The organism is Nonomuraea africana, from assembly GCF_014873535.1.
Classification (GTDB): domain Bacteria; phylum Actinomycetota; class Actinomycetes; order Streptosporangiales; family Streptosporangiaceae; genus Nonomuraea; species Nonomuraea africana.
In genome coordinates, this window is record NZ_JADBEF010000001.1 from 8,993,350 (window position 1) to 9,017,792 (window position 24,443).

Below are 24,443 nucleotides of genomic sequence, written 5' to 3' on the forward strand. Positions count from 1 at the left end.
CCCGACTGCCACGAGGGGGATGCCCTTCACGAAGTCGGGCGCGTCGTACCGTGCCCTCTAGGATTGAGCTTCCCCGTTTATCGCCTGACCGCAGACCTCGTAAAGATCCTCCACCCGGGCGCAAGGTGGCGAGGTCCCTTGCCCAACGGAGGCCCGCCGCGGGCAATCTACCCGTCGAGATGACCAGCTTGGCAACGCGAGGTGGCCGAGGCCGGGCGGTTGGTGGAGCGTGCGTGGCTGGTGACGCTGACCGGCGCGCGCAAGACGCGGCTTGCCCTTCGGGTGGCCACCGCCCACCTGGCCTCGGAGTTCCCCGACGGGGTGCAGGTGTTTGATCGCTTGGAAGGGCAGGCGGCGAAAGACGCGTGAGCGCAGCATCGGCTCGCGGGAGAGCACCTCCCAGCCTCCGTCGCCGCCGACGTACAGCAGGGCGAAGCGGGTGTCGGGGTGGTCGTGCAGGTGGCGCAGGAGTTCGATGCAGTCGCCGGTGAGCCGCTGGGCTTCGTCTATGACGACCAGGCGCGGGGCGGCGGTGAGCAGGTCGATCAGTGCGGCGGTGAGGTAGAAGCGGCTGCGGCTGGAGGGTGCCTTGGAGCCGGTCAGCGCGCGCAGCAACTCGTCGGCCACGAGGCGCATGGTCGGGCGGCTGGGGAAGGCCAGGTTGACCGTCGCGATGGTCGTCGCGGTGCCCGCGGCTGTGCCGTCGCGCAGTGTCTCCAGGGCGGCTTCGACCGCGTACGTTTTGCCTGTCCCGGCGGGGCCGTGCACGACGCCGGTGGCCTGGTGGTCGACCAGGTCGCCGATGATCCGGCCGACCAGTTGGAAGTGGTTGGTGGGCAGGGTGGCGGCGCCGTGCAGGCCCGCGAAGTGCCGGGGCATCAATTCTCCTGCCGGTCGGAAGGCAAGGCGTTCGCTCGCTTGGCTGGCGAGGCGGGGTCGGTCAAGCCGAGCAGGCTGGTGCTGGCCCGGCGGCGCAGCTGCTCATCGCGCGCTCGTGCGGTCAACGCGGTGGCCGCAGTCGGCGGCAGCAGCCGGGATTCGGCCGCTGGCGTGCCCGCTTGGGTCGTGGTTTCGGTCAGTGGCACGAGCTCGGAGCGTGCTCTCGCGGTCGCCCGACGTCTGCCAGATTGGGGGCGGTGAGCAAGGTCTCGACGTCGCCGCGAGCCAGCGCCCGAGTGCGGTCGGGGGTCCGGGAGCGGCGGCGGATACGGCGCAGCGGGTCGCCGGCCAGCCACCCTGGTCGCGCCACCAGGCGCAGGCCGAGCCGAGTTGTGGCCGGAGGCTTCTGACAGCAGGTAGCCGAAGGTGTGGGTCGTCCACCCACGCCACTGAGAGCGCCGTCGCAACGATCACCCTGCGACGGCGCTCTCGGCTACCTGCCGGTCACCATGAGATTAGGCGTGGCGCAGGACGATGTCGCCGATCCCGGTGCGAGCGCGGATGTCGATGATCTCGCCGGACTCGGCGGTCTGGTCCAGTTCGTTGTGCACGTGGCCGTGGCTGGTGTCGAGGTTCAGCTGGGTCGCGGTGCCCTCCTTGACCCCGAGTTCCAGCTGTCCTCGCCGGGTCTCCAGCACGATCATGCTGCGGGCCACCTGGCCGATCCGGATGTCGCCGGTGGAGGTCTTGGCGGTGACGGCGGCAAGGGCGCGGTTGACGATGATATCGCCCTTGATGGCTTTCAGGCGGAGATCGCCGGTCGCCTCGCCGAGGGTGATGCCGCCGCTGGCGGTGGTGGCGATGGCCGTGCCGTCGACGGTGCCGATCTGGATGTTTCCCGAGGAGGTGGTCGCGTCGAGGAGCCCGTCCGCCCGGGTGATCGCGATGTCGCCCACGCCTGTGCGCAGCTTGGTCCCTGATGCCTGGTCCACGTGGATGGAGCCCGGGGCGGTATGGACGGTGGCCGCGCCGAGGCGGCCACGGCTGCGGAAGCCTGCCGCGGCGGTGGCGTCGACGTGGGAGTCCTGTGGCAGCTCGATCGTCACCTCGATCGCTGGGGGGCGGCCGAAGAGGGAGCGGAGCTTGTTCTTCGGCGACTGCACGGTCAGGCGCCCGTCGGTGTACTCGATCGTGGTCAGTACGGCGGCCTGCACGTCGGCGTCGCTGGCCTCGTCGCTCGGGCGTACCTGGACGAGTGTGGTGGTGCGGTCGCCGGCGTCGATCGTCACGTGTCCGGCCTCGATGTCGATGATGGCGGTGATCGGGTCGGGGGTGTCGAAGGTGGGCATGGTGGTGCTCTCCGTTGGCTTGCGGGCGTATTCGTCCGGGAAGGAGATGGGTCAGCGCGCTGCGGCGCCGACCCATCCGGCCGGTGAGAAGGGGTCAGGCGATCTTGGGGGTGGCGCGCATGCTGACGTACACGCAGGGTGTGCCGTTGGACAGGGTGGCGAAGACAACGGGGATGTAGTCCTCGCCGTAGGGGCCGCCGGAGGCGGCGAATACCGTACGGTCCATGGTCTGTGACACCGGCACCAGGTCCGACTCCAGGGGCGGGGAGAGGTCCTTCATGTCGTCCACGAACTCGTAGCGGATGCGCGCACCGCCGTCGTCGGTCTGGAAGATGGTGGTGATGACGCCCTCGCGCTTGTAGGTGCCCACCAGGTGCGTCATGTCCACGGTGGGCAGGATCGCCGGCGGGGCGAAGGCGTCCGGCATGCGCACCCCGGCCAGCTCGGCCGCCAGTTCCCTGACCAGGTCGTCATACAGCCGGGTGAAGCCGCCGCCGTTGGCGAGCAGGACGACGGCGAAGCCCGCGTCGGGGATGACGCGCAGGTAGGAGTGCTGGGTGACGGCGCTGCCGTCGTGGCCGAAGCCGAAGACGCCGGTCCAGTCGTGCAGGGTCCAGCCGAGGCCCCAGCCGTCGGCGGAGACGGTCCACTTGTCCGGGGTGTCGACCTGGCGGCGTTGCATGGCGGCGACCGCGTCGGCGGACAGGACGCGGGTGCCGTCGGGGGCGAGGCCGCCGTCGAGGTGCATCTTGGCGAAGCGGGCGACGTCGCCGGCGGAGACGATGACTCTGGCGCCCGGCGCGACCCCGCGCGGCATCAGATCCCAGGCCGGTGCTGGATCGGGGTCCTTGCCGGGCGCGCCCATGTGGCCCATCGCCACGCGGAAGCGGAGTGCCTCCTCCGGCAGCGTCATCGAGTGCTCCAGCCCCAGCGGAGCGAACAGCCGGTCTTTCAGCGCCTGGTCCCAGGTCTGGCCGGTCAGCACCTCGATGATGCGACCGAGCACGACGTACCCGACGCCGCCGTAGGAGAACCCCGTTCCGGGCGGGACGTCCAGCGCCACGTCCCTGGCGGCCTCGACGTACTTGGCCAGGCAGTCATCCCCGCGGCCGGAGTCGTAGTTGAAGTCGGTGGTCATCCCGCCGGTGTGCGACAGCAACTGCCGGATCGTGATCGTCTTGGTGGCCTCCGGGTCGGGGGTGGCGAACTCCGGCAGCACGCTCACCACCGGCGCGTCCAGATCCAGGTCGCCGGCGTCGACCAGCTGCATCACGAGCGTGGCGGTGTAGACCTTGGCCATCGAGCCGGCCAGGAACACCGAGTCGGTGGTCACCTCCACTCCGGTTCCCCGGTGCAGCACACCGCTGGCCAGCTCATGGATGGTCCCGCCGGTCAGGACGGCCAGCGACGCGCCCGGCACGTGGTAGGCGGCGCGCAGCTCGTCCAGCCGGGCCTGCCAGCGGGCGGCGTCGAATGTGGGTGATGACATGAGGAGTTCCTTTCGAAGCCACAAAGTGCCGTACATCGTTCGGCACTCCGCACACTGTACGGTCACCGTACACCGTTAGCAACCCGTACACTGTGCGAGGGCATGGTCGTGAAGTGACGAGGAGGCCGCATGCCAGCTGACGAGCAGCCATTCCCATCGGTGTGGACCCGTCCGCAGTCTCAGCGGCGCGAGCAGCCGGCGCTGAGCCGGGAGCAGATCGTCTCCGCAGCGCTCGAGCTGCTGGATGCCGAGGGCATCGACGCCTTGAGCATGCGCAAGCTCGGCACCCGCCTGAACGCCGGCGCCACCTCGATGTACACGCACGTGGCCAACAAGGACGAACTGCTCGAACTGGTCGTGGACGAGGTCTACGGCGAGATCGAAGCGCCTGCCACCGGCGATCCAGCGGGCTGGCAGGCGGCCATCACCCGCAGTGCCCACAGCATGCGCGCGACGCTCCTGCGCCACCCATGGATCGTCTCCGTGCTCGGCGAGGCCGGCCTGGCCTACCTGGGGCCCAACGTGTTGCGGCTGAGCGACGCCATGCTCGCCGTACTCGAACAGGGCGGATTCTCGCTGAAGGCGGCCGACCAGGCCATGAACACGGTCGTCGCCTACATCATCGGCGCCTCGACCAGCGAGGCCGCGTGGCTGACAACGCTCGCCCGCAGCGGACAAGGCGAACAGCAATGGGCCGACCGGCTGTGGCCCACCGCGCTGCAGGCCGTAGAGGGCTATCCGCGACTGCGAAGGTTGTACGCCGAGCAGCGCGCCCAGAGCCTGAGCGACACCCGCGACGACGACTTCGGCTACGGGCTCGAATGCGTCCTGCACGGCGTAGCCGCCCGCCTCGCCCCTCACGCGGACCTTTGACACAGGATTACGGCCCGCGTCCGCGCCCTCGTGAAGACAGTGCGGAGCGTGAGTGGGCTACGAGTAGGTCCGCACTCCAGGAATGGACGATCAACTGAGGTCTCGGCACGGAAGGTTCGGGTGAACTGGGGGTTTCGGTGGATACCGCGACCCCTGCTGCTGACACGTCCGCCGCCCAGCGGGGCTACTGCGATACGGGTGCCGCCGTTTTCCGATCCGTCGAAGGCGTCGTCGCCCGGCGTTCGGGAAGCGGCTGGCCCCGACCGGCGCCTTCGACCCGGTGGTGGACGGGCGGCGGCTGCACTTCACCGCGGTGGCGGGAGACTTCGCCGACCGCGAGAGCGGCAGCCGCTGGAACGTGCTCGGCCAGGCGATCGCGGGGCCGATGAAGGGCCGCCGCCTGGCCAGGATCGACCACGTCGACACCTTCTGGTTCGCCTGGGTGGCCTTCACCCCTGAGACGGAGATCCTGCGATGACCAGGTTGTTCGCGTGTCTGCTTGTCGTGGTCTTGGCGCTGACCGCTTGCGCGAGGACCGAGCCGGATCTGCTCGCGTTCCGGCTGCCCGCCGTGGACGGCGGCACCGTTGACGGGGCCTCCCTGCGGGGGCGGCCGGCCGTGCTGTGGTTCTGGGCACCCTGGTGCACGATCTGCCGGGCAGAGGCGCCAGAGGTGGGCCGGGCAACGCGTTACCAGTGCGAGGTTGCGGTGATCGGCGTGGCCGGGCGCGGGCCTGTCGCGGACATGCGACAGTTCGTCGAACAGACCGGGCTGCGGCATCTGCCGCACGCGGTCGACACCGATGGGGCGGTGTGGGCCACCTTCGGCGTCACCAGCCAGCCCGCCTTCGCCTTCCTCGACCGGCGCGGCTCGGCCGAGGTGTTCACCGGCTCCCTGCCGCCCGACGACCTGTCCTCCCGCATGGAGGCCCTCGCGCGCTGAGCGTCCTGCCCGTGGTACGGCAAGCCGTGCCGGTCGCCTGACAGTTCCACATGGCGGGACCGCGCTGGGTTGGAAGACGGCTGCAATCAACGCGGCCCCGCACCCGTCCGTACAGGCGAACAGGGAAACAACATCTCGCGAAGGAGCCTGTGATGGCTGCTGAACCCCTGCCCGGCCGCCTCACCCGCGGCGCGATAGGCGGCCTGGTCTCCGGCATGGTGTTCGCCGGGGCCACCATGTGGTTCTCCTCGACCATGCCGAACGGTAAGGCCGAGATGCCGCTGCACATGATCGCGAGCATCGTGCAGGGCGGCAAGGAAGCGATCATGGCAGGTCAGACCAGCGTCGGCGTCGGCCTGGCCGTGCACGCGGCGCTGTCGATCGTCTTCGGCGTCGTGTTCGGGCTGGTCACGCCGATGCTGCGCACCAACGGCACCGTTGCGCTGGTCGGCACCGTGTATGGCGGGCTGATCTACGTGGTTAACTTCCTGATCCTTTCGCCGCTGCTGTTCCCGGTGTTCGGCGACGCCAACCAGCCGTTCGAGCTCTTCGCCCACCTGGTGTTCGGCACACTGCTGTCGTTCTCCTTCTACGGATCCGGGGTACGTCGAAACGAGGGCTTCCTTGCGATCGGATCAGCCGAACGCGCCCCTGCCCGGTGAGATGAGCAAGCGGCACGAGCGGTTCCTTCGGGCCACCATGCCTGCGGCGGACCTGGTCTTCAACCTCGCCCGACGGCTGACGCCCGCGCAGGCGGACGCCGAGGACCTGGTGCAGGAGACCTATGCCCGGGCCTGGGCGGCCTGGATCGACGGCCGCCGCCCGCGCAAGGCGGCCCCGTGGCTGGCCACCATCTGCCTCAACCTGGGCCGTGACCGGCTCCGCCGTACCGCCACCCACGCCGAGACCTTCTGGCAGCCGACCTTCGATCCGCCCGGGCAAGCCGACGTTGAGAACGAGGCGGTCAACCGGTCGATGGTCGAGGCGGCGCTGCGGCGGTTGCCGGAGGAGCAGCGCCTCGCGGTGATCCTGATGGATCTGTGCGGGTTCACCGCGGCCGAGGTCGCGATCGTCGTCGGCTCGCCGCGGGGTACCGTCCTGGCGCGGGTGCATCGCGGGCGCAAGAAGCTGGCGCAAGCCGTACAGGAGGTGAAATCCCGTGCTCCACGATCCTGAACGCGATGCCGCCGCCTATCTGGCCGACGAGCTCAGCGCGTGGCGCCGCCTCTGGTTCGAGCGGCACATGCTGGACTGCCACGAATGCTGGAGCGAGGCCAACACCGCACGCCAGGGACGGATGCTGGCCGAATCCCTGCGCCAGGTGGCCCCGCCGTCAACACGCGAGCGCATCAGGTCGGTCGCGGACCTGGCTCAGGCACCTGACCGCAGGCGCTGGCCGTCCCTGATCCTCGCCAGCGCGGCGGCGGTGGCGATCGCCATCGTCCTGGCGCTGCTGCCGAGGCTGATGGAACAGCAGCCCGCCTCTCTGGTAGCCGCGGCCCAGCTGCTGCGATCTGGCGCCCCCACCGTCCAGCAACAGCCAGGTCCGCCGGTGCCACGCATCGGTGAGTATGCGTGGCGCGGCACTGCCCAGCGGGCACTGGGCGAGGTGACCGCAACCGTCTACAGCTACTCTGCCCCCGACGGCCGCCGCATCCTGGTGGTCGCCTCCAATCGTCAGTTCCCCCGCGCGGTCAATGCGCACGATCTGAAGCCCGCACCAAGCTGGATGGCCGAAATCGGTGACGTGTCCCTGTTCTGCTCGGACAAAGGCGGCACCTCCTGGCTGACCGTCGCGGCCGACGACGCCACCGCCCTCTCGGCAGGGCACGCGCTAGGCCTGCGATGAAGCCCGACGTGGGGTTTCAGATGTGTGAGGTGCTGCTGATTCGAATGAGTATGACGGGCAATGAGCGTCGTATCCTGGAGGAGATCGAACAAGCGCTGATGCGGGAGGATCCGGCCTTCGCCGAGCGCATCGCCACGATCTACCGTATCGAGTGCGGCGAGGCTTCTCCGGCCCCCATTCAGCGGCGGCAGCCTCGGATCGAGCGTCGGGTGTGGATCCTCCTCCTCGGTGCCCTGACCGTGATCGTGATCCTGGTGTCGGCAGTCCTCATGAGCTACCAAGGGCCGGCTTCTGCACTGTTACGGGGTTGAGGAACCGGTGGACGGCCGTTATCTGCTACGCGCTGCTGGCCTTCCCCATCGCGATGAAGCTCTGTAGTCCTCACCGAAGTGGAAGTCGCGAGCAATTCGATGCAGCGTACAACAGGGCAGTCAGCGGAACCGGTATTGAGTCGCGCAGTGCAGAGGAGGAGATCGACCAGGCGCTGGGCTGTGGCTGACCAAGAAGGCGGTAGCTCATTTCCGCTCTGACCCACTCCTAACGGACTAGGAGGCCGATCACACTCTGCTACTGACACGCGGTGTCGTCATTGCTGTCACTCACCTGACGCTCAACATGACCTGGAAGAAAGTTACGGCAGCAGGCTGCGCAGCGCGTCGAGGCGCTCGGGAACGATGGCGTACCAGGCCCACTTACCGCGCCGCTCCCGGCTGAGGAGACCGGCCTCGACCAGAATCGTCAAGTGGTGGCTCACCGTGGGCTGGGTGAGCCCGAGCGGGGCGGTGAGGTCGCAGACGCACGCCTCACCCGCGGCGCTGCCGCTGATCATGCTGAGCAGCTGCAGCCGAGTTGGATCGGCCACCGCCTTCAGCGCGCCCGCCAGACTCTCGGCCTCCGAACGGGACAGTGGCTCGGAGATCGCGATGGTGTGGCAGTCCTCATCCAGACGAAGGGCGCTTTGGTCGATCAGTGGCACTTCCCTATTTTCCACTCCATCAGTGTATTGAGGGTGACTCGTGGGTGATCTGAAGGTGAACGGCCGCCTCAGTCGGCGTCGGGCGCGGTGAACCGGTAGCCGAGGCCGCGCACCGTCCGGATGACCGAAGGGTTCTTCTCGTCGTCTCCGAGCCTGGCCCGCAGCCGTTTGACGTGGACCGCGATGGTGTTGTTCGGCGGCGAGGTGGTGCTGCGCCAGACCTTGTGTGCGATCTCCTCCCTGGTGACCACCCGGCCGTTGTTGGCCATCAGGAACTGCAGTAGCTCGAACTCCCGCAAGGGAACGTGAACGACCCTGCCCCGAAGGCGGACGACATGGGCAGCTCTGTCCAGCTCGATGTCGCCCACCCGAATTGAGGTCAGTGACGACTCGCCGCGTGCGGACTGGATGATCGGTAGCAGTTCCTGCCCGCGGTACGGGATCGCGACGCACGCGGTGGCTCCCGCCTGCAGCCCTTGAACGGCGATCTCGGCGTCGGCAGGACCGGCGCCCAGGATGATCGGGACGTCACGGTTTCTGCGCAGGGTCCTGATCAGTGCCACCAGGTCGACCGACGGAAGGTGGGCGCTGATCAGGATGACGTCGGGACGCGTCGTGCCGATCTGCAGCAACGCGTCCAGTCCGTCGCGGGAGTGGAGAACGACGATGCCGTAGTCGGCCAGCGCGGCGAGGTCGGCCTCTGGGTCGGCCACCAGCAGGACCGGTGGTTGCTCGTCGCCTGTGACCGGGTCGGGCATGGGTGTCACCGTCGCATGGCTCACGTGTCGTCTCCCTTCGTTCTTCTGGTCAGCCGAAGCGTCCGGTGATGTAGCCCTCGGTGCGCTTGTCGGCGGGGTTGGTGAAGATGCGGGACGTGGCGTCGAACTCGACCAGCCGGCCGTGCCGTACGCCTTCCTTGTCCACCTCGGCGGTGAAGAACGCGGTCCTGTCCGACACCCGGGCTGCCTGCTGCATGTTGTGGGTGACGATCACGATCGTGTACTCCTTGGCGAGGTCCTGCATCAGGTCCTCGATCTTGCTGGTGGCGATCGGGTCCAAGGCTGAGCAGGGCTCGTCCATCAAGATGACGTCGGGTTTGACGGCGATGGCCCTGGCGATGCAGAGCCGCTGCTGCTGCCCGCCCGACAGAGCCAGGGCGTTCTGCTTGAGCTTGTCCTTGACCTCGTCCCACAAGGCTGCCCGGTGCAGGGCCTGCTCCACCACCTCGTCCAGCCCCTTGCGCAGGCCGTTCACCCTGGGCCCGTAGGCGATGTTGTCGTAGATCGACTTGGGGAACGGGTTGGGCTTCTGGAAGACCATGCCGATGCGGCGTCGCACCTCGATGGAGTCGACGTGGTCGCCGTACAGGTCCTCGGTGTGGTAGGTGATCTTTCCGGCGATGCGGGCGCCCGGGATGAGGTCGTTCATGCGGTTGAGGCAACGCAGCACCGTGCTCTTGCCGCAGCCGGAAGGGCCGATCATGGCGGTGATCTCGCGGGGGGCGATGCGCATGTCGACGCCGCGCACCGCCTCGTAGTCGCCGTAGAAGACCGACAGGTTCTCCAGGGTGAAGACCGGATCGAAGGCTGCGGGCAGCTCTCTGGCGATCATGGATTCACCTGTGCTCACCTGGGTTGTGATGTCAGAGGTCACAGCCTTTTCACCACCGCTTCTGGGCGCGATTGCGGACGAAGATGGCGATGGAGTTCATCGCGATGATCACGATCAGCAGCAGCACGATGGCCGCTGAGGACAGATCGTGGAAGGCCTCGCGTGACTGGCTGATCCAGCCGTAGATCTGGATCGGCAGCACGGTGTAGCCGCTGAGGACGCCGTCGGGGACGTAGGCCACGTAGGTGAGGCCGCCGAGCAGCAACAGAGGCGCCGCTTCGCCTGCCGCCCTGGACAGCGCCAGGATCGAGCCGGTCGCCATGCCGGGGACCGCGGCGGGCAGTACCTGGCGTGAGATGGTCTGCCACTTCGTCGCGCCCAGGCCGTAGGAGGCCTGCCTGATCGAGCTCGGCACGGCGCGGATCGCCTCGCGGGAGGCGATGATCACGATGGGGAGCACCAGGAGCGACAGCGTGATGGAGGCCGTGAGGATCGTGGTGCCGAACCCGAAGCCACGGGCGATGACGCCAAGACCGAGGATGCCGTAGACGATCGAGGGGATCGCCGCCAGGTTGGCGATGTTCAGCTCGATCATCCGGTTGTACCAGCGGTCGGGGTCGGCGTACTCCTCCAGGTAGATGGCACCCAGGATGCCGACGGGCAGGCAGAAGACGGCAGTGAGCGAGATGACCCACAGGGTGCCGAACAGGGCCGACTTGGCGCCCGCCCGCTCGGGCCGCCTGATGGAGGGGAAGTTCTCCCACAGCCGGGGGTCCAGCCGCGACCAGCCCTTGTAGACGACGTAGACGAGCAGGGTGACGAGGAAGGCCACGGCGATGGCCAGGCACACCCGCAACAGCCACTTGAAGACGATGTCGCCCCAGGGGATGCCGCGCCTGGCCAGGACGAGCGTCCTGGTCTTGGTCATAGCGGGAGCGCTCACTCGTACACCTCCCTGAAACGCCGGACCAGCCGGGCGCTGATGAGGTTCATGACGAAGGTGATGAGGAACAGCAGGGCGCCTACCGCGAAGATCGTCTTGTAGTCGAGGGAGGCGGTGGGTAGGTCGCCTGAGCCGGCCTGGGCGATGAAGCCGGTCATCGTCTGCATCGCGTCGAGCGGGTTGAAGGAGAGCTCGGGCTTGTTGCCTGAGGCGATCGCCACGATCATCGTCTCGCCGATCGCCCGCGAGATGGCCAGGACGAACGAGGCCACGATGCCCGACAGCGCCGCCGGCACGACGACTCGGACGGCGACCAGCCTGGTGGAGGATCCCAAGGCGTAGGCGCCATCGCGCAGGCCGCGTGGCACGGCGGACATGGCGTCTTCCGACAGCGACGCCACCGTGGGGACGATCATGATGCCCATGACCAGTCCGGCGGACAGGGCGTTGAACACGTCGGGCGACATGCCCGCAGGCAGCCAGCCCTGCAGGGTCGGCGTGACGAACCGCAGCGCGAAGAAGCCGTAGACCACGGTCGGAACCCCCGCCAGTACCTCCAGGATCGGCTTGAAGGTCATGCGGGTGCGCGGATGGGCGTACTCGCTCAGGTACAGCGCCGCGCCCAGGCCGAGCGGGATGGCCACGACGACCGCGATGACAGTGATCAGCAGGGTGGCCGTGACCAGAGGCAGCACGCCGTACGCGGGTGGCTCGAACAGCGGCGCCCACTGAGTGGTGGTGAAGAACTCGGCGAAGCTCACCGAGGCGAAGAACTCCACGGTCGGCGGCACCAGGGAGACCACGATCCCCACCGTGGTGGCGACCGAGACCAGCGCGGCGGCGACGAGCACGACCTGGACGGTCCGCTCGCCGTAGCGGGAGCGCGCCCGCCCCAACGGGCCCTGAGGGCTCGCCGGGGCGGACGGCGTGGCGGGGGCTGTCATCCGCCGGCCTGGCTCTTCAGCTTGTCGAGGTCGGCCTTCAGCTCACCCTCCTGCTGGGCGTTGAGCGGGATGAACTTGGCGTCCTCGGCGATCTGCTTGTGGTTGGCCACGTAGTACTCGACGAAGCCGAGTACCTCGGGCCGCTTCAGCGACTCGGCCTTCGGATAGATGAACAGCGGCCTGGCCAGCGGCTTGTAGGTGCCGTCCTGCGCGGACTGCACGCTCGGCGCCACGCAGCCGCCGCCGCCGTCGATCTGCACGGCCTTGAGCTTGTCGGCGTTCTCCTCGAAGTAGGAGAAGCCGAAGTAGCCGAGGCCGCCCTTGGAGCCGGACACGCCCTGTACGGTGACGTTGTCGTCCTCGCTGGGGCTGTAGTCGGTACGGCTGGCGCCTTCCTCACCGTTGATGACGTCGGTGAAGTAGTCGAACGTCCCCGAGTCTGTTCCGGCGCCGAACAGCTTCAGCGGCTCGTCGGGGAACTTGGCGTCGACCTGCTTCCAACTGCTCACCTTCGAGCCTGGCTCCCAGATCTTCTTGAGCTGCTCCACGGTCAGGCAGGTGGCCCAGGTGTTGTCCTTGTGCACGACCACGGTGAGCGCGTCGTTGGCGACGGTGAACTCCTCGTAGGTGATGCCCTTGGCCTGGCAGGCGGCCTTCTCCTCGTCCTTGATCGGGCGGGAGGCGTTGGAGATGTCGGTCTCGCCGTTGCAGAACTTCTCGAAGCCGCCGCCGGTGCCCGAGGTGCCGACCGTCACGCGGACCTTGGCCTGCTGCTCGGCGAACAGTTCCGCGGCGGCGGTGGACAGCGGCGCGACCGTGCTGGAGCCGTCGACCTTCACGTCTCCGGCGAGTTCCTTGGTCGGCTCGGCAGCGCCGGTGGCGGCACCGCTGGCACCGGCCTCGCTCGTGGGGTTGCCCTGGTTTCCACCGCATGCGGCCAATGCGAGGGCGCATGCCGTCACTGCCACTGCGGCCCGCATTCGATTGCTCACGATCTTTCCTTAGGTTCGATGCCGAGCCCGGCCGTCGACCAGGCTTCCGTTCCCCTCATGACAGATCGAAGCTCGTCTATGTGAACAATCGGCAAACGCCGCCTGAGCGGTCGATAAATTCATAGAGCGTCATCTATGTGACACGATGGAGGGGGTCATCGGAAGGTGGACTACGTGCATCTGTTGGTCATCGGAGGCAGCGACGCCGGGATCGAAGCGGGCCTCGCCGCCCGCTCCATGGACCCCGGAATGGACGTGACCCTGCTGGTCGCCGACCGCTTTCCGAACTTCTCCATCTGTGGCATCCCGTACCACGTCTCGGGCGACGTACCGGACTGGCGTGACCTCGCGCACCAGAGCGCCGACGATTTGAAGGCGGCCGGCCTGGAGCTGCGCCTGGGTGAGCGCGCCGTGGCGATCGACCCGGCCGCTCGCACCGTGCTCACCGACGCGGGCGCCCTGTCCTATGACCGGCTCGTCATCGGCACGGGCGCCATGCCGCTGCGCCCGCCCATCCAGGGGCTGGACGAGCTTGGCGCGGCTGAAGGCGTCCATGAGCTGCACACGATGGACGACACCCTCCGGCTCATGGAGCGCCTCGACCAGGAGACCGCGGATTCGGTGATCATCATCGGCGCCGGTTACATCGGCCTGGAGATGGCCGAGGCTCTGTCCGCGCGAGGGGCGCGGGTGACCGTACTGGAGCGTTTCGAGCAGGTGATGCCCCGCTCGCTCGACCCGGAGCTCGCGGCCGAGCTGGCGAGCGAGCTCGGCTCGCGCGGCGTCGAGGTCCAGTGCGGCGCCACTGTCGCCTCCATCGCACGCGACGGCACACGGCTGGCCGTGACCAGCCAGGACGGACGGCGGCGCACCGCCGACCTGGTCCTGGTCGTCACCGGCGTGCGGCCCAGTACTGAGCTCGCGACCGGGGCGGGAGCTCGGCTGGGGGCGGCGGGCGCGGTGGAAGTGGACCGCCGCATGCGCACGGGACTGCCTGACGTGTACGCCGCGGGCGACTGCGTGCAGACCTATCACCGGCTTCTGGGCCGTCATGTCTACCTGCCGCTCGGAACCACCGCGCACAAGCAGGGACGCGTCGCGGGAGAGGACGCTGCAGGCGGTGACCGCGTCTTCGCCGGGGTTCTCGGCACCCAGGTGGTCAAGGTTTTCGACCGAGTGGCCGCCGCCACCGGCCTGCGCGACGCCGAGGCCGCCGAGGCCGGATTCACTCCCACGACCGTGGACACCGTCGCCGACGACCACAAGGCCTACTACCCGGGCGCGACGCCGATCCGGATCCGGCTGACCGGCGACCGTGCCACCGGCCGCCTGCTCGGCGCGCAGCTCGTCGGCCACCTCGGTGCGGAGATCGCCAAGCGGATCGATGTGCTGGCCACCGGTATCCACCACGGCATCTCCGTGGCGGAGGTGGCCGATCTGGACCTGTCCTACACCCCACCACTGGGCAGCCCGTGGGACGCACTGCAGCAAGCCGCACGGCAGTGGAGTCGGCTATATTGACAGCAGTAAATATCGAAAGCTGTCTATGTGGGGATGTGCGGTGGAGATGTTGGACGTGCTCGACTGCAGTTCGCCGCTCATCCGCGAACCGCTGAACGAGACGCACTCGGGCGTGCTCGCCCGCGCCTTCAAGGCCCTAGGTGACCCTGTACGGCTGCGCATCCTTTCGATCGTTGCCAGCCACGACGGCGGCGAGGCCTGCGTGTGTGACCTCACCGCCGAGTTCGAGCTCTCCCAGCCGACCATCAGCCACCACCTCAAGGTGCTCAAAGAGGTAGGACTCCTCGCCTCGGAGCGTCGCGCCTCGTGGGTCTACTACCGGGTCGTACCGGAGACGCTCGCCGAGCTGTCGACGCTGCTGAGCGTCCCGGCTCGGGAGCGTGCGTGATGGCCCTGCGCGATCCCGACCCCGTACTCCGCCGTATCGCCGCGCAGCTCCAGCCCCGTTTTCCCGGCGTCTACTCCACCGAGACGGTGGAGCGCTACGTCGTCGAGTCCTACCGGGCGCTGTCGGCCACCGCCCGTGTGCGCCAACACCTGCCCGCCCTTACCGAGAAACTCGCCGAAGAGCGCCTCGTCGCCCTGGCCCAAGCCAACGGCGTCCTGGCCAAGCCGGTGTACGAGGTGCTGTTCGTCTGCACCCACAACGCGGGCCGCTCGCAACTGGCCGCCGCGCTGATGAACCACCACGCCGCAGGCCGCGTGCACGTCCGCACCGCTGGCACCCGGCCAGCCGCGGACATTGAGCCGGCGGTGGCCGAGGCGTTGGGCGAGATGGGCCTTGGCGTGTCGGCCGAGTTCCCCAAGCCGCTGACCGATGAGGTGGTCCAGGCGGCCGACGTCGTGGTCTCGATGGGCTGCGGTGACGCTTGTCCCGTTCATCCGGGACGGCGCTACCTGGAGTGGAACCTGCCCGACACGCACGGCAAGTCGCTGGCTGAGGTCCGCGACATCGCCGTCCTGGTCGACCTGATGGTGCGCGACTTGCTAGACGAACTCACCTGGCAGCCGACACCGGGAAACGAGCCCCGTACATGATCAAGGTATTGGCCATGAAGCCTGTGTGCAGGCTCACCACTGTCTAGGCACTCTCCGGCCGCCGTCTACTGGACACTGATGTACCCGTCCGCGACCGACTGTGCTATGAAGTTGAGCCGAGTCTGCTCCATCTGCTCCAGCGTCGGACTGACGTCAACACCGAAGAAACCGCCCCAGGTCTTCACATCTGAGGTAAGCGATCCCAACACAGCCATCACCGCCGTCAGGACGGTAGCGGCTTCTCCTTCCCAACCGTCTTCGGTTCGAGCACGTGCGATGAGCCACGGGCGGGCATGCACCGCGCCGGAGAGGAGATGGTAAGTGCCTTTAGCCCATGAGGGCAGGAAATCCTTGGTCCGCTCTTCGATCTTGTAACGAAGAGGGGCGTGTTCCACATCGACGGAGTACCCATCCTCGCCGCCGCGGCGCATCCTGACTGCACCAGCGTCCTGCAGCAGTGCCCCCACCCCTGCCTCGCTCGCTCGCGCTGCTCCTGCTCCTTCTAACCAGAACCCCGCAGCCTTCGACTCGTTGCGGACTTCCGTCATCCGCAGGCTCACGACACGAGCTGCCAGCGGAATCGACGGTTCCCAGAGGTAGCGGGTCAGGGCACCTGACTCAACGGGCACACGGGCCAGTGCCAAGGGCGACCACACAGGGGCCGGCTGCATGAGGATGACGTGCTCGAGCGCCCGGATGTGCTCGTGCGAGTGCAACCACATCAGCTCCCCGCAGGTGAGAACCATGTGGTGCAGGAATAGCCTCGCTTCCTTTCTGTCTCCGTCCGGAAGCGCGATCAGAGCGTCAGCCTCCTGACGGAAGACACCGACGGGGAGCTCGTCAGGCCATGCCTGATCAGCGAGATCGCGAAACGTGACCAAGATCTCGGAGCACGCTTTGGCGAACGGCTCGCTGATGGGCACGAGAGGGACGTGGTTGATCTCATCCGGGGCCTCTGGAGGCTCGATCATGATGCAGAGACTAGGGGTGAGAAGGTTCGACGCGTTGGCCTTTTATAGGGCACGAGAAAACGTAAGCGTACGAATCGCTTGTTCTCTCCTGCACGGAGAGGTCCCCCGCGCACCACCGAACTACGGTTTCTCCCCCACGAGGCCCGCTTCGATGGTTGGGCTGCAACTACGTACCGGACGCAAGCCCCGATCGCATGATCTCGGTGACTGTTTCTCTGGCGGTGCGGCTGGCGCCGATCAGGGTGGCCGAGGCCGGACCGGTCCAGTCGCCGTAGCCGAGCAGGCGGAGGCGGGGTTCGCCGACGGCTCGGGTGCCGTCGACCGAGATGAGCCCGTCGGGACCGCGCAGCCGTAGCGGAGCCACGTGGCCGAGGGCGGGGCGGAAGCCGGTGCACCAGATGATGGCGTCGCAGGCCAGGCTGGTGCCGTCGGGCCAGGCGACGCCTTCCGCGGTGATGCGGCTGAACATCGGTTCGGCCTTGAGGACGCCGCGGTCGCGGGCTTCGCGGACGGGCGGAACGGCGACGATGTCGCCCAGGTCGCCGATGCCAGCTCCGCCTTCAGCGCGCCGGGTGGCCAAGGCGAACAGCGCCCGGCCGTCGACCTCGTCGGGCAGCAGGAACGGCTGGAGGCCTGGGTCTACCAGATCACCCGCAACGCCGTCATCGACCACCACCGCCGATCAGCGACGATGGCTCGAACGCATGCCCAGGCCGCCAACGACCGCAGCTTGCAGCTCGGCGCGATCGGCGCCGAGGAGTCAGCCCTGCTGGCGCAGTGCCTGAAACCGCTGGTCGCCGGGCTGGCCGAGCCCTACCGCGAGGCGATCGTCCGCACCGAGTACGAGGGTCTGACCCAGGCCGAGGCCGCTCGGCGGGCCGGCGTCTCCGTCCCTGGCATGAAGTCGCGGGTGCAACGCGCGCGCAGGCAGCTGGGGGACTTGCTGGGCGCGTGCTGCCGGGTCGAGCTCGACACGCGCAAGGCGGTCCGCTCCGTGGAGAAGCAGGGGCCCTGCCCCTGTTGAGGCTCAGCCGCAGCCGCCGCTGGGAGCACAGTCAGTCGGTGGGCAGCACGCCTGCAGGCTGGCCTGCAGGTCGCTCAGTGCTCTGCCGATCCTGGCCGGGTCGGCGCGGTAGTAGACCGTCTTCCACTCTCGCCGTGAGGTCAGCACGCCGCCGTCGCGCAGGGTCGCCAGGTGGGTGGAGGTGGCCGACTGCGCCAGCGACATGCGCTCGGCGACCTCGTTGACGGTCAGCTCGATCCCGCCGGAGAACAGCATGAGGATCTGCTGGCGGGTTTCGCTGGCCATGGCCTTGAGGAAGCCGCGCGCCGCGTCGGTCAGCTCGATGTCGCTCGCCATCTCCATAGGATGACTCTACTCCTTCATATTTTCATTTCCTGATATGAGGATATGATGCCGCGCATGGACACCATCGTCATTGGCGGCGGCCAGTCAGGCCTGGCCGCCGCCCGAGCGCTGCGCGACGCCGGACTCACGCCCGTCATCCTGGAGGCGGGCGAGCACCCCACCGGCTCCTGGGCCAACTACTACGACAGCCTCACCCTGTTCTCACCCGCCCGCTACAGCACGATGCCCGGCCAGCCCTTCGACGGCGACGGCGACCACTACCCGCACCGCGACGAGGTCGTCGACTACCTGCGGCGCTACGCCGACAGCCTGGACGTGGAGATCCGCACCGCCACCCGCGTCACCGCGGTGGAGGCCGACGGCGCGGGCGGCTTCCTGGTGCACATCGAAGGAGGCGACACCCTGCGCACGGCGGGCGTCGTGGCGGCCAGCGGCTCCTTCGGGGACCCGTATGTCCCCGAGGTGCCCGGACGGGAGAGCTTCACCGGACAGCTCTTGCACGCGGCCGACTATCGCAATCCGAAGCACTACGCCGGGCAGCGGGTCGTCGTCGTCGGCGCGGGCAACTCCGCCGTCCAGATCGCCTACGAACTGGCCGACAGCGCCACCGTCACCCTGGCCACCCGCCAGCCCATCCGGTTCATGCCTCAACTGGTCGGCGGCAAGGACATCCACTACTGGCACACCACCACCGGCTTCGACTCCCTGCCCCCGCAGTGGCTGGCCCGCATCGCCACCGGCACGCTCGTTCTAGACACCGGCGATTACGCCGCCGCCCTGGAGGCAGGCCGGATGGACCGGCAACCGATGTTCACCGGCTTCGACGGCGAGAACGTCATCTGGTCCGACGGCACGCCCGAGCGGGTCGACACGGTCATCTTCGCCACCGGCTACCGGCCGCACCTGAACTACCTGCAACCGCTCGGCGCCCTCGACGCCAGTGGTTTGCCGCTGCAGGCCGGCGGTCTGTCGACCACCCACCTGGGGCTCAGCTATGTGGGCCTGGAATTCCAGCGGTCGTTCGCCTCCAACACCTTGCGCGGGGTGCACCTCGACGCCGCCCACATCGCCGCCCCGATGGCCGCCTACGCCGGTGGCGCGCTGGCCGCATACGGCCTGTGACATGGGGTCTCCGCTGGTCACGCTAGGGCTCGTCCTGCTGCTGGTGGCGACCATGCTCACCATCGGCACCGCCCTCACGGTGGAGGGATTCACCGCCCTGCTGCGCCGCCCGCGTGCGCTGATGGCGGCCATCGCGGTGAACGTCGTCGTCGTACCGGCTGTCGCGGTGGCGCTGGTGAACGGCCTGGCGCTGGACGGGCCTGTCGCCTACGGGATCGTGCTCGCCGCAGCCGCGCCCGGCGGAGGCACCGGGACGCTGCTGGCGTACCACGCCCGCGGAGATCTGGCCCTGGGGGTGAGCTTGCAGGGTGCGCTCGCCGTCCTCGGCCTGCTCGCCGTACCCGCCTGGAGCCTGGCCGCGCCTTACGCGGGCGCGGCCATCGGCGGCGCGGCCACTGCCCAGGTGGTGGCCATGCTCGTCGCTCAGCTGATCCCGATCGCGGTGGGAATGTGGCTGCGCGCCCGGCGACCGATCCTGGCCGAACGGGTGCAGAAGCTCAGCCGCAAGGTGGCCGACGTGCTGCTGGTGACGATGACCGTCTACATCCTGGCCACCACCGCCACCCAGCTGGCCACCATCCCCGCCATCGGCTACGCCACCTTCGCCTTGCTGTCGCTGGTGTGCCTGGCCGCCTACGCCACTCCCGCCCTGGTCACCCCGGCCGCCCGGCGGGCGGTGGCGATGACCACCACCGTCCGCAACCTGTCCCTGGCGCTACTGGTCGCCGTGCTGTCGGCCGACGCCGCCCGAGTCAGCCTCACCGTGCTGGCTTACGCCCTGGTCATGTACGCCGTCGCCGCGCTCGCCCTCATCCCTTTGCGGAAGAGCGCTCTGCTGGAAAGGACTTCGCCCGATGCCTCACCTGTCTGACCCGGCCCTGTCCGACGCCGCCCTGCCGGTGGCTGTGATCGGCGCTGGGCCGGTCGGCTTGGCCGCAGCTGCTCACCTGGCCGAGCGCGGCCTGCCCTTCGTCGTCCTGGAATCCGGTCCCGTCGCAGGCTCCTCGGTACGCCAATGGGGGCACGTGCGCCTGTTCAGCCCGTGGCGCTACAACACCGATCCTGCCGCACGCCGCCTGCTGCAGGCCGGCGGCTGGGTCTCGCCGGACCCGGACGCGCTGCCCACCGGCGCCGAACTCGCCGAGCACTACCTGCAGCCGCTGGCCGAGCTCCCCCAGATCACCCCTCACGTGCGCTATGGCGCCCAGGTGAGTGCCATCAGCCGCTTGGACCTGGACCGGCTGCGCACCCCCGGCCGCGAAAGCGCCCCGTTCGTGCTGCGCCTGGAGGACGGCACCGAGGTGACCGCTCGCGCCGTGATCGACGCCTGCGGCACCTGGAAGACGCCCAACGTCTTGGGCGCCAACGGGCTGCCCGCTCACGGCGAACTCGACGCCGCCGCCTGGATCGACCACGCCCTGCCCGACGTCCTGGGCGCCGATCGTCGCCGCTACGCGGGTCGGCACACGGTGGTCGTCGGCGCCGGCCATTCCGCCGCCACCACCCTCCTGTCCTTGTCCGAGCTCGTGGAGCAGGAACCAGGCACTCGCGTGACGTGGGCAATCCGCACCGCTGATCCCGATCGCGCCTACGGCGGTGGGGACGAGGACGCTCTGCCTGCCAGAGGATCGCTCGGTTCAGGGCTGCGGCTCCTGGTCGACAAAAGCCTGGTCGAACTGGCCGCAGCCTTCAAGATCCGCTCCGTACGGCCACTGTCGGACCAGAATCGGGTCGAACTGCTGTCCTCGCGCGCGGACGGCTCGCTCTGGTCGATCACGGCCGACCGGGTCGTGGCGGCCACCGGCTACCGCCCCGACCACTCCATCGCCGCCGAACTCCGACTGGACAACGATCCGATTCTGGGCACCACCCGCCTGCTGTCCCCGCTCATCGACCCCAACGACCACTCCTGCGGCACGGTGCGGCCCCACGGCGTCGACGAGCTCACCCACCCTGAGCCCGGCTACTACGCCATCGGCGCCAAGAGCTATGGCCGTGCCCCGACCTTCCTCTTGGCCACCGGCTACGAGCAAGCCCGCTCCGTCGTCGCCGCGCTGGCCGACGACTGGGCCACGGCTCGCGAGGTTCACCTGGACCTGCCGGAAACCGGCGTGTGCTCGGCGACGCTCGGGGTGCGCTCGATCGCCGAAAGCTTCGGCCTGGCTCCGGACACTCCGGCCAAGCTGATCGCGGCCACCACCCGCCTGCTGCCCGAACACGCCACCGCCGCTGACGCCGTCATGGCGGCCGCCACCGAGCTCGGCATCGAGCCTGCGGCCGCGCTACGCCTGGCGGCCTTCACTGCCGAGCAGTTCGACGGCGCCCCGGCCTGACCAGCACAGCGGGGCTCTCAGCGGGGGAAGTGCGGATCGCGACCCGCCACCAGGCCACCGCGGGTGCCGTTGAGCAGCCAGCCGATGTAGATCGCCAGTTGCTGGGCTTCGGGGCCGGGTAGCAGCATGCAGTAGTTGAGGGCGTGGTTGAAGCGTTGCTGGCCGATCCAGCGCCTCTCCTCCACGAGGGTGCGCTGCATAACGGCGATCTGTCCTGCTGGTCCGCCGAAGGTCTGGAGCGAGATGCCGAACCAGGCGCGTACGGCCTGGCGAAACGGGATCATATCGTCGGATGAATGCGGGGCGCGTGTGGCGTTCACGGTGGTCTCTGCAGTTTCATCGCGGTCTTCGGATGCTGGTGGAGTCACAGGGTGAGCCTTAGAACGGCGCTTGGGGTGGAAAGCGGATCGGCTGTGTAGGCAGCGGCTTACCGCACACTAGGGCGGCTCCTCCCGTTCTGTTGGGAGCTGGACGGTGCGGAACATCCGCCACAGGGCCAAGTCGTAGCCGATCTTGGCGGTTCCCGCGATCAGGAAGGGCAGCGCCAGGCCGAGGGGCTGCAGCAGTCCGGCAAGGGCGGGTCCGGCCGGTCGGGTGAGGTAGCGGGCAGTGTTGGTGATGGCGGCGGCAGCGGTGCGCTCGTCGGCGGGGACCAGTGCCATCACATACGCCTGCCGGGTGGGCACGTCCATCTGGGACAGGCAGGCGCGGGCCAGCAGCAGCGCGATCGCCCCGGGGAGGGTGGGGGCGAACGGGATCGCGGCGAGCAGCACGTTGGATGGCAGGTGGGTGAACACCATCGTGCGCAACAGCCCGACCCGGTCAGCCACCATGGGGGCGGCCAGCAGGGATGCGGTCTGCAGCGCGCCCACCGCGGCGAAGGTGAGCCCGATCGTCTGGGTGGTGGCACCATGACGGAGGACGAGCCAATAGCCGAGATAGGCCTGGACCACGAACCCGCCGGCGAGGCTGTCGAGGGCGAACAGGCCGGCCAGCCGCGCCACCGCGCCACGGGAGCGGGTCAGTATCCGAGGCCGGGCAAGGCCAGGCCGCATGGCGGGAGCCTCGACGGTGGCGGGCAGGCGGGCGGCCAGCAGCGCACCAGCGGCGCCGACCGCGAGCAGCACACCGCCGAGCAGCCGCCGATCGGCGGGTAGCGCGCCGAGGAGTGCCCCGGCGGTTCCGGCGACCGCGGCGACCGCGTTGTACAGGCCGAAGCCGCGCACGACCTGGCGCTGGGGTTGTCCCGTCCCGGCCAGCATGACCTGCTCCAGGGTGGTGAACGGCCCAGATTCGATCACCTCGACCGACAGCGCGCCGGTCATGGCGACCACGGCCAACAGCCACAGGGGCGTTCCGATGGCGATGACCAGACCGCAGCAGGCCAACGCCGCATACAACGCCGTATAGAGGCGGCGGCGGCCGAGGCGGTCACCCCAGCGGGCCAGGACGAGGCTGGAGACGAGGCTTCCGGCGAGGACCGCCGCCAGGAGCAGCCCCACCTCGGCGGAGGACAGGCCGTCGAGGCGCAGGATCGCCCCCAGCTGCACGGCCGCTACGCCGTACCCCAGGCCGCGCAATGCCTGAGCGGTCAGAACGACGCGCACGGTCTTGACGCCATCCTGGCGGCCGCTTGTCATGCCGGTTCTCGTCCCAGCAGGAAGGCGCGGCGGTCGAACTCATAGAGGCCGTCGAACACCGGGGCGCTGATCTCCAAGACTCGATGATCGTCGCAGGTCATCGACAGACCGCGCAGGACCACGTCGAGTCCAGCGGCTTCAGGCGCCTCGTAGCGCTCATCGTCGATGTCGAACGCTTGGCCTTGCAGTGGTGGAACGTTGAAAAGGAACATCTCGTCCAACGTGTCATGAGTCCTAGCGGCGTGATCGGCAGAACGCGCATCGGACACCTATGCGTGCTGGCCGTGTTACTGGTGCTGTTCACCGGTGCGGGCAGCTCCTGGTCTGTTCCCTCCCTGCTGCCCGCCCATGCCGGCGCGGCTTCCTCCGCAGAGGAGATCGCCGAACGCCTGCGGCAGCACGTGATCGCGGATCCTGAGAGCGGGATCATGATGAGACCGGACGTCGCAGGCCCGGTCATGTCCTGCGCGGACACCGTAGCCGGGCTGTGGCCGCCGCAGGGTGTGCCGTCCTATTCCGCGCTACTCAAGGTGAGAGAGCTCGCCGCCCCGCTCACCGTCCGGTTCTGGGTGACGACGCCGGCGAGGGCGCGGGAAACCGTCGACGCGGCGCGACAGGCCGCCGCAGGTTGCTCAGGCCCTGAGACGGATGGTCCCGGTCGAGCGCAGGAGCCGAACCGGCGCGCGGACTCCGCCTTCGACCGGCGTGGCTGGAGCGGCGTTCAAGGCGTGGCCTCGCAGCCCGGAAGTTCGGACAACGGGGACTGGTACACCACCGCGCACCTCGTGGCGGCTCGTGGCGCTCTCCTCACCGAGATCGCATGGGACTGGAGCTTCGAACAGGGAGACGGGCTGGACCCCCGGTGGCGCAAGGGAGGCACCGCGGCGGCCGAAGCGGTGCTCTCCGCCGTCGGTGGCGACCCCGCCCATCCGGCTCCCGACGGCTCCCCTGCGCACGGGGCCACGGCCCTTCTCGCAGCCAGACTCCCTGCGACTTCTGCCTATGGCGAAGCAATGAGGCCCTGGCCCGAGGTCCAAGGAGAAGCACGAAAGAAGCCGGGCTGGTCGACGCCCGTGGAGCATGACATGACGTGCTCCTTCTACTTTCACCGGCAAGAGGGCCTGCCAGGAGGCATGCCCGCGGTGACGCGCCTACTGTTCGGATCTGTTGCCGTGCGCGAGGACATGTCGGTTCTCCCTGACGCGCAAACTGCCGAGACCGTACGGCGGCGCCTGTTGCGATGGGACAGCTGGCCGGAAGGCGACAAGATAGATCCCTGCTATGAGCCAGACGTCAATGACGACGCCGAACCTCCCGCGGTCACCATCGGGCGCCGCATCCAACCGTTGCGGCACGGCAGCTGGACCGGCCAGGTGGAGACCTTCGCTACCCGGCGAGCCAAGCTGCCTGCTCAGCCGACCTATCGCGACTCGGTGGCCCATGTCGCGATCGCGGTGAGACGCGGCACCACCGTGGTCTATCTGCGATGGCAGGGCACGGCGGGACCGAACCTCGAAGCCGGTCTGGCGCGGGGACGTGCCGCCGTGATCGGGACGCTGGAAGCCTTGACCTGACACTGAGCGGCCGACGATGAATTGCTCG

The 24,443-nt window shown here is 68.7% G+C and carries 30 protein-coding genes and 1 pseudogene; 15 read left to right on the forward strand and 16 right to left on the reverse strand.

Features of this window, described 5'->3' with window-relative positions; all coding sequences use genetic code 11:
* Nucleotides 1–57: 57 nt before the first annotated feature.
* The 4 genes from H4W81_RS43010 to H4W81_RS43025 form a co-directional block, all read right to left on the reverse strand.
* Nucleotides 58–879, reverse strand: coding sequence for an AAA family ATPase (locus H4W81_RS43010; RefSeq protein WP_225959061.1), 822 nt, complete (start codon nt 877–879; stop codon nt 58–60).
* The gene (locus tag H4W81_RS43015) at nt 879–1,085 is read right to left on the reverse strand and encodes a hypothetical protein (RefSeq protein ID WP_192780052.1); all 207 of its coding nucleotides are present in this window, start codon (nt 1,083–1,085) and stop codon (nt 879–881) included. The genes H4W81_RS43010 and H4W81_RS43015 overlap by 1 nt, the downstream gene beginning before the upstream one ends.
* Before the next feature lie 309 nt (nt 1,086–1,394).
* Entirely contained in the window at nt 1,395–2,228 is an 834-nt protein-coding gene (locus tag H4W81_RS43020) for a DUF4097 family beta strand repeat-containing protein (RefSeq protein WP_192780053.1), read from the reverse strand.
* 94 nt (nt 2,229–2,322) lie between these two features.
* Nucleotides 2,323–3,717, reverse strand: coding sequence for a serine hydrolase domain-containing protein (locus H4W81_RS43025; RefSeq protein ID WP_225959062.1), 1,395 nt, complete (start codon nt 3,715–3,717; stop codon nt 2,323–2,325).
* Between the two features lie 129 nt (nt 3,718–3,846).
* On the opposite strand from H4W81_RS43025, the gene H4W81_RS43030 reads away from it, so the two are divergent.
* From H4W81_RS43030 to H4W81_RS43060, 7 genes are all read left to right on the forward strand, one after another.
* Complete coding sequence (locus H4W81_RS43030; protein WP_192780055.1) at nt 3,847–4,590, forward strand: TetR/AcrR family transcriptional regulator; 744 nt, start codon at nt 3,847–3,849, stop codon at nt 4,588–4,590.
* A gap of 280 nt (nt 4,591–4,870) precedes the next feature.
* Nucleotides 4,871–5,068 carry a DUF3179 domain-containing (seleno)protein gene (locus tag H4W81_RS48140; RefSeq protein WP_318782434.1) on the forward strand — a complete coding sequence of 66 codons (198 nt, stop codon included), beginning with the start codon at nt 4,871–4,873 and terminating at the stop codon, nt 5,066–5,068.
* Complete coding sequence (locus H4W81_RS43040) at nt 5,065–5,532, forward strand: redoxin domain-containing protein (RefSeq protein WP_192780056.1); 468 nt, start codon at nt 5,065–5,067, stop codon at nt 5,530–5,532. Before H4W81_RS48140 ends, H4W81_RS43040 begins: the two co-directional genes overlap by 4 nt.
* A 152-nt stretch (nt 5,533–5,684) precedes the next feature.
* Nucleotides 5,685–6,194 carry a hypothetical protein gene (locus H4W81_RS43045; protein ID WP_192780057.1) on the forward strand — a complete coding sequence of 170 codons (510 nt, stop codon included), beginning with the start codon at nt 5,685–5,687 and terminating at the stop codon, nt 6,192–6,194.
* 1 nt (nt 6,195) lies between these two features.
* On the forward strand, nt 6,196–6,708 hold the full coding sequence (locus H4W81_RS43050) for an RNA polymerase sigma factor (RefSeq protein WP_192781384.1): 513 nt from the start codon (nt 6,196–6,198) through the stop codon (nt 6,706–6,708).
* Complete coding sequence (locus tag H4W81_RS43055; RefSeq protein ID WP_192780058.1) at nt 6,692–7,381, forward strand: zf-HC2 domain-containing protein; 690 nt, start codon at nt 6,692–6,694, stop codon at nt 7,379–7,381. The genes H4W81_RS43050 and H4W81_RS43055 overlap by 17 nt, the downstream gene beginning before the upstream one ends.
* Nucleotides 7,378–7,692 (forward strand): DUF3040 domain-containing protein, encoded by a 315-nt coding sequence (locus H4W81_RS43060; protein WP_192780059.1) that lies wholly within the window; start codon nt 7,378–7,380, stop codon nt 7,690–7,692. Before H4W81_RS43055 ends, H4W81_RS43060 begins: the two co-directional genes overlap by 4 nt.
* Before the next feature lie 320 nt (nt 7,693–8,012).
* On the opposite strand, the gene H4W81_RS43065 is transcribed toward H4W81_RS43060, so the two are convergent.
* From H4W81_RS43065 to H4W81_RS43090, 6 genes are all read right to left on the reverse strand, one after another.
* Complete coding sequence (locus tag H4W81_RS43065) at nt 8,013–8,357, reverse strand: ArsR/SmtB family transcription factor (RefSeq protein ID WP_192780060.1); 345 nt, start codon at nt 8,355–8,357, stop codon at nt 8,013–8,015.
* Nucleotides 8,358–8,425: 68 nt separating this feature from the next.
* Complete coding sequence (locus tag H4W81_RS43070) at nt 8,426–9,139, reverse strand: response regulator transcription factor (RefSeq protein ID WP_318782435.1); 714 nt, start codon at nt 9,137–9,139, stop codon at nt 8,426–8,428.
* 25 nt (nt 9,140–9,164) lie between these two features.
* Nucleotides 9,165–9,968, reverse strand: a complete 804-nt coding sequence (pstB, locus tag H4W81_RS43075; protein ID WP_192780061.1) for a phosphate ABC transporter ATP-binding protein PstB — start codon at nt 9,966–9,968, stop codon at nt 9,165–9,167.
* Nucleotides 9,969–10,017: 49 nt separating this feature from the next.
* The gene (gene pstA / locus H4W81_RS43080; RefSeq protein WP_318782436.1) at nt 10,018–10,911 is read right to left on the reverse strand and encodes a phosphate ABC transporter permease PstA; all 894 of its coding nucleotides are present in this window, start codon (nt 10,909–10,911) and stop codon (nt 10,018–10,020) included.
* Complete coding sequence (gene pstC / locus H4W81_RS43085; protein WP_192780062.1) at nt 10,908–11,855, reverse strand: phosphate ABC transporter permease subunit PstC; 948 nt, start codon at nt 11,853–11,855, stop codon at nt 10,908–10,910. The genes pstA and pstC overlap by 4 nt, the downstream gene beginning before the upstream one ends.
* Entirely contained in the window at nt 11,852–12,847 is a 996-nt protein-coding gene (locus tag H4W81_RS43090) for a PstS family phosphate ABC transporter substrate-binding protein (protein WP_318782437.1), read from the reverse strand. The genes pstC and H4W81_RS43090 overlap by 4 nt, the downstream gene beginning before the upstream one ends.
* Before the next feature lie 174 nt (nt 12,848–13,021).
* Between H4W81_RS43090 and H4W81_RS43095 the strand changes: the two genes are divergently transcribed.
* Genes H4W81_RS43095 through H4W81_RS43105 form a run of 3 tightly spaced genes read left to right on the forward strand, consistent with a single transcriptional unit; the run spans nt 13,022 to nt 15,406 of the window.
* Complete coding sequence (locus H4W81_RS43095; protein ID WP_318782438.1) at nt 13,022–14,368, forward strand: FAD-dependent oxidoreductase; 1,347 nt, start codon at nt 13,022–13,024, stop codon at nt 14,366–14,368.
* Between the two features lie 46 nt (nt 14,369–14,414).
* Nucleotides 14,415–14,756, forward strand: coding sequence for an ArsR/SmtB family transcription factor (locus H4W81_RS43100; protein WP_225960820.1), 342 nt, complete (start codon nt 14,415–14,417; stop codon nt 14,754–14,756).
* Complete coding sequence (locus H4W81_RS43105) at nt 14,756–15,406, forward strand: arsenate-mycothiol transferase ArsC (RefSeq protein WP_192781388.1); 651 nt, start codon at nt 14,756–14,758, stop codon at nt 15,404–15,406. Before H4W81_RS43100 ends, H4W81_RS43105 begins: the two co-directional genes overlap by 1 nt.
* Nucleotides 15,407–15,471: 65 nt before the next feature.
* On the opposite strand, the gene H4W81_RS43110 is transcribed toward H4W81_RS43105, so the two are convergent.
* The gene (locus H4W81_RS43110; RefSeq protein WP_192780065.1) at nt 15,472–16,377 is read right to left on the reverse strand and encodes a hypothetical protein; all 906 of its coding nucleotides are present in this window, start codon (nt 16,375–16,377) and stop codon (nt 15,472–15,474) included.
* Nucleotides 16,378–16,543: 166 nt separating this feature from the next.
* Nucleotides 16,544–17,002 (reverse strand): annotated as a pseudogene (locus H4W81_RS48145) (pyridine nucleotide-disulfide oxidoreductase); the annotation flags it as partial.
* Nucleotides 17,003–17,041: 39 nt separating this feature from the next.
* On the opposite strand from H4W81_RS48145, the gene H4W81_RS48150 reads away from it, so the two are divergent.
* The gene (locus tag H4W81_RS48150; protein ID WP_318782532.1) at nt 17,042–17,401 is read left to right on the forward strand and encodes a sigma factor-like helix-turn-helix DNA-binding protein; all 360 of its coding nucleotides are present in this window, start codon (nt 17,042–17,044) and stop codon (nt 17,399–17,401) included.
* A gap of 3 nt (nt 17,402–17,404) precedes the next feature.
* On the opposite strand, the gene H4W81_RS43125 is transcribed toward H4W81_RS48150, so the two are convergent.
* Nucleotides 17,405–17,737 (reverse strand): ArsR/SmtB family transcription factor, encoded by a 333-nt coding sequence (locus H4W81_RS43125; protein WP_225959063.1) that lies wholly within the window; start codon nt 17,735–17,737, stop codon nt 17,405–17,407.
* Between the two features lie 63 nt (nt 17,738–17,800).
* Between H4W81_RS43125 and H4W81_RS43130 the strand changes: the two genes are divergently transcribed.
* From H4W81_RS43130 to H4W81_RS43140, 3 genes are read left to right on the forward strand one after another with little or no spacing between them, the layout of a single operon-like run.
* A complete protein-coding gene (locus tag H4W81_RS43130) occupies nt 17,801–18,868 on the forward strand; it encodes a flavin-containing monooxygenase (protein WP_192780069.1) in 1,068 nt (355 codons plus the stop codon).
* A gap of 1 nt (nt 18,869) precedes the next feature.
* Nucleotides 18,870–19,739 (forward strand): hypothetical protein, encoded by an 870-nt coding sequence (locus tag H4W81_RS43135; RefSeq protein WP_192780070.1) that lies wholly within the window; start codon nt 18,870–18,872, stop codon nt 19,737–19,739.
* The gene (locus H4W81_RS43140; RefSeq protein WP_192780071.1) at nt 19,723–21,201 is read left to right on the forward strand and encodes an FAD-dependent oxidoreductase; all 1,479 of its coding nucleotides are present in this window, start codon (nt 19,723–19,725) and stop codon (nt 21,199–21,201) included. Before H4W81_RS43135 ends, H4W81_RS43140 begins: the two co-directional genes overlap by 17 nt.
* Nucleotides 21,202–21,218: 17 nt before the next feature.
* Here the strand turns inward: H4W81_RS43140 and H4W81_RS43145 are convergent, their stop codons facing one another.
* The 3 genes from H4W81_RS43145 to H4W81_RS43155 form a co-directional block, all read right to left on the reverse strand.
* Complete coding sequence (locus tag H4W81_RS43145; protein WP_225959064.1) at nt 21,219–21,485, reverse strand: chromate transporter; 267 nt, start codon at nt 21,483–21,485, stop codon at nt 21,219–21,221.
* Between the two features lie 153 nt (nt 21,486–21,638).
* Nucleotides 21,639–22,841 carry an MFS transporter gene (locus tag H4W81_RS43150; RefSeq protein WP_192780072.1) on the reverse strand — a complete coding sequence of 401 codons (1,203 nt, stop codon included), beginning with the start codon at nt 22,839–22,841 and terminating at the stop codon, nt 21,639–21,641.
* Nucleotides 22,838–23,053, reverse strand: coding sequence for a chromate resistance protein ChrB domain-containing protein (locus H4W81_RS43155; RefSeq protein WP_192781389.1), 216 nt, complete (start codon nt 23,051–23,053; stop codon nt 22,838–22,840). Before H4W81_RS43155 ends, H4W81_RS43150 begins: the two co-directional genes overlap by 4 nt.
* Before the next feature lie 30 nt (nt 23,054–23,083).
* Between H4W81_RS43155 and H4W81_RS43160 the strand changes: the two genes are divergently transcribed.
* Entirely contained in the window at nt 23,084–24,415 is a 1,332-nt protein-coding gene (locus H4W81_RS43160) for a hypothetical protein (protein ID WP_192780073.1), read from the forward strand.
* Nucleotides 24,416–24,443: the final 28 nt, after the last annotated feature.

Bases quoted from the DNA above. Each gene is read 5' to 3' on its own strand.
- pstB (WP_192780061.1), bottom strand. From the start codon at position 9,968: ATGATCGCCAGAGAGCTGCCCGCAGCCTTCGATCCGGTCTTCACCCTG.
- H4W81_RS43010 (WP_225959061.1), bottom strand. From the start codon at position 879: ATGCCCCGGCACTTCGCGGGCCTGCACGGCGCCGCCACCCTGCCCACC.
- H4W81_RS43030 (WP_192780055.1), top strand. From the start codon at position 3,847: ATGCCAGCTGACGAGCAGCCATTCCCATCGGTGTGGACCCGTCCGCAG.
- pstC (WP_192780062.1), bottom strand. From the start codon at position 11,855: ATGACAGCCCCCGCCACGCCGTCCGCCCCGGCGAGCCCTCAGGGCCCG.
- H4W81_RS43025 (WP_225959062.1), bottom strand. From the start codon at position 3,717: ATGTCATCACCCACATTCGACGCCGCCCGCTGGCAGGCCCGGCTGGAC.
- H4W81_RS43130 (WP_192780069.1), top strand. From the start codon at position 17,801: ATGGACACCATCGTCATTGGCGGCGGCCAGTCAGGCCTGGCCGCCGCC.
- H4W81_RS43140 (WP_192780071.1), top strand. From the start codon at position 19,723: ATGCCTCACCTGTCTGACCCGGCCCTGTCCGACGCCGCCCTGCCGGTG.
- H4W81_RS43150 (WP_192780072.1), bottom strand. From the start codon at position 22,841: ATGACAAGCGGCCGCCAGGATGGCGTCAAGACCGTGCGCGTCGTTCTG.
- H4W81_RS43100 (WP_225960820.1), top strand. From the start codon at position 14,415: ATGTTGGACGTGCTCGACTGCAGTTCGCCGCTCATCCGCGAACCGCTG.
- H4W81_RS43135 (WP_192780070.1), top strand. From the start codon at position 18,870: ATGGGGTCTCCGCTGGTCACGCTAGGGCTCGTCCTGCTGCTGGTGGCG.
- H4W81_RS43045 (WP_192780057.1), top strand. From the start codon at position 5,685: ATGGCTGCTGAACCCCTGCCCGGCCGCCTCACCCGCGGCGCGATAGGC.
- H4W81_RS43110 (WP_192780065.1), bottom strand. From the start codon at position 16,377: ATGATCGAGCCTCCAGAGGCCCCGGATGAGATCAACCACGTCCCTCTC.
- H4W81_RS43040 (WP_192780056.1), top strand. From the start codon at position 5,065: ATGACCAGGTTGTTCGCGTGTCTGCTTGTCGTGGTCTTGGCGCTGACC.
- H4W81_RS43105 (WP_192781388.1), top strand. From the start codon at position 14,756: ATGGCCCTGCGCGATCCCGACCCCGTACTCCGCCGTATCGCCGCGCAG.
- H4W81_RS43125 (WP_225959063.1), bottom strand. From the start codon at position 17,737: ATGGCGAGCGACATCGAGCTGACCGACGCGGCGCGCGGCTTCCTCAAG.
- H4W81_RS43155 (WP_192781389.1), bottom strand. From the start codon at position 23,053: ATGTTCCTTTTCAACGTTCCACCACTGCAAGGCCAAGCGTTCGACATC.
- H4W81_RS43060 (WP_192780059.1), top strand. From the start codon at position 7,378: ATGAAGCCCGACGTGGGGTTTCAGATGTGTGAGGTGCTGCTGATTCGA.
- H4W81_RS43050 (WP_192781384.1), top strand. From the start codon at position 6,196: ATGAGCAAGCGGCACGAGCGGTTCCTTCGGGCCACCATGCCTGCGGCG.
- H4W81_RS43145 (WP_225959064.1), bottom strand. From the start codon at position 21,485: ATGATCCCGTTTCGCCAGGCCGTACGCGCCTGGTTCGGCATCTCGCTC.
- H4W81_RS43020 (WP_192780053.1), bottom strand. From the start codon at position 2,228: ATGCCCACCTTCGACACCCCCGACCCGATCACCGCCATCATCGACATC.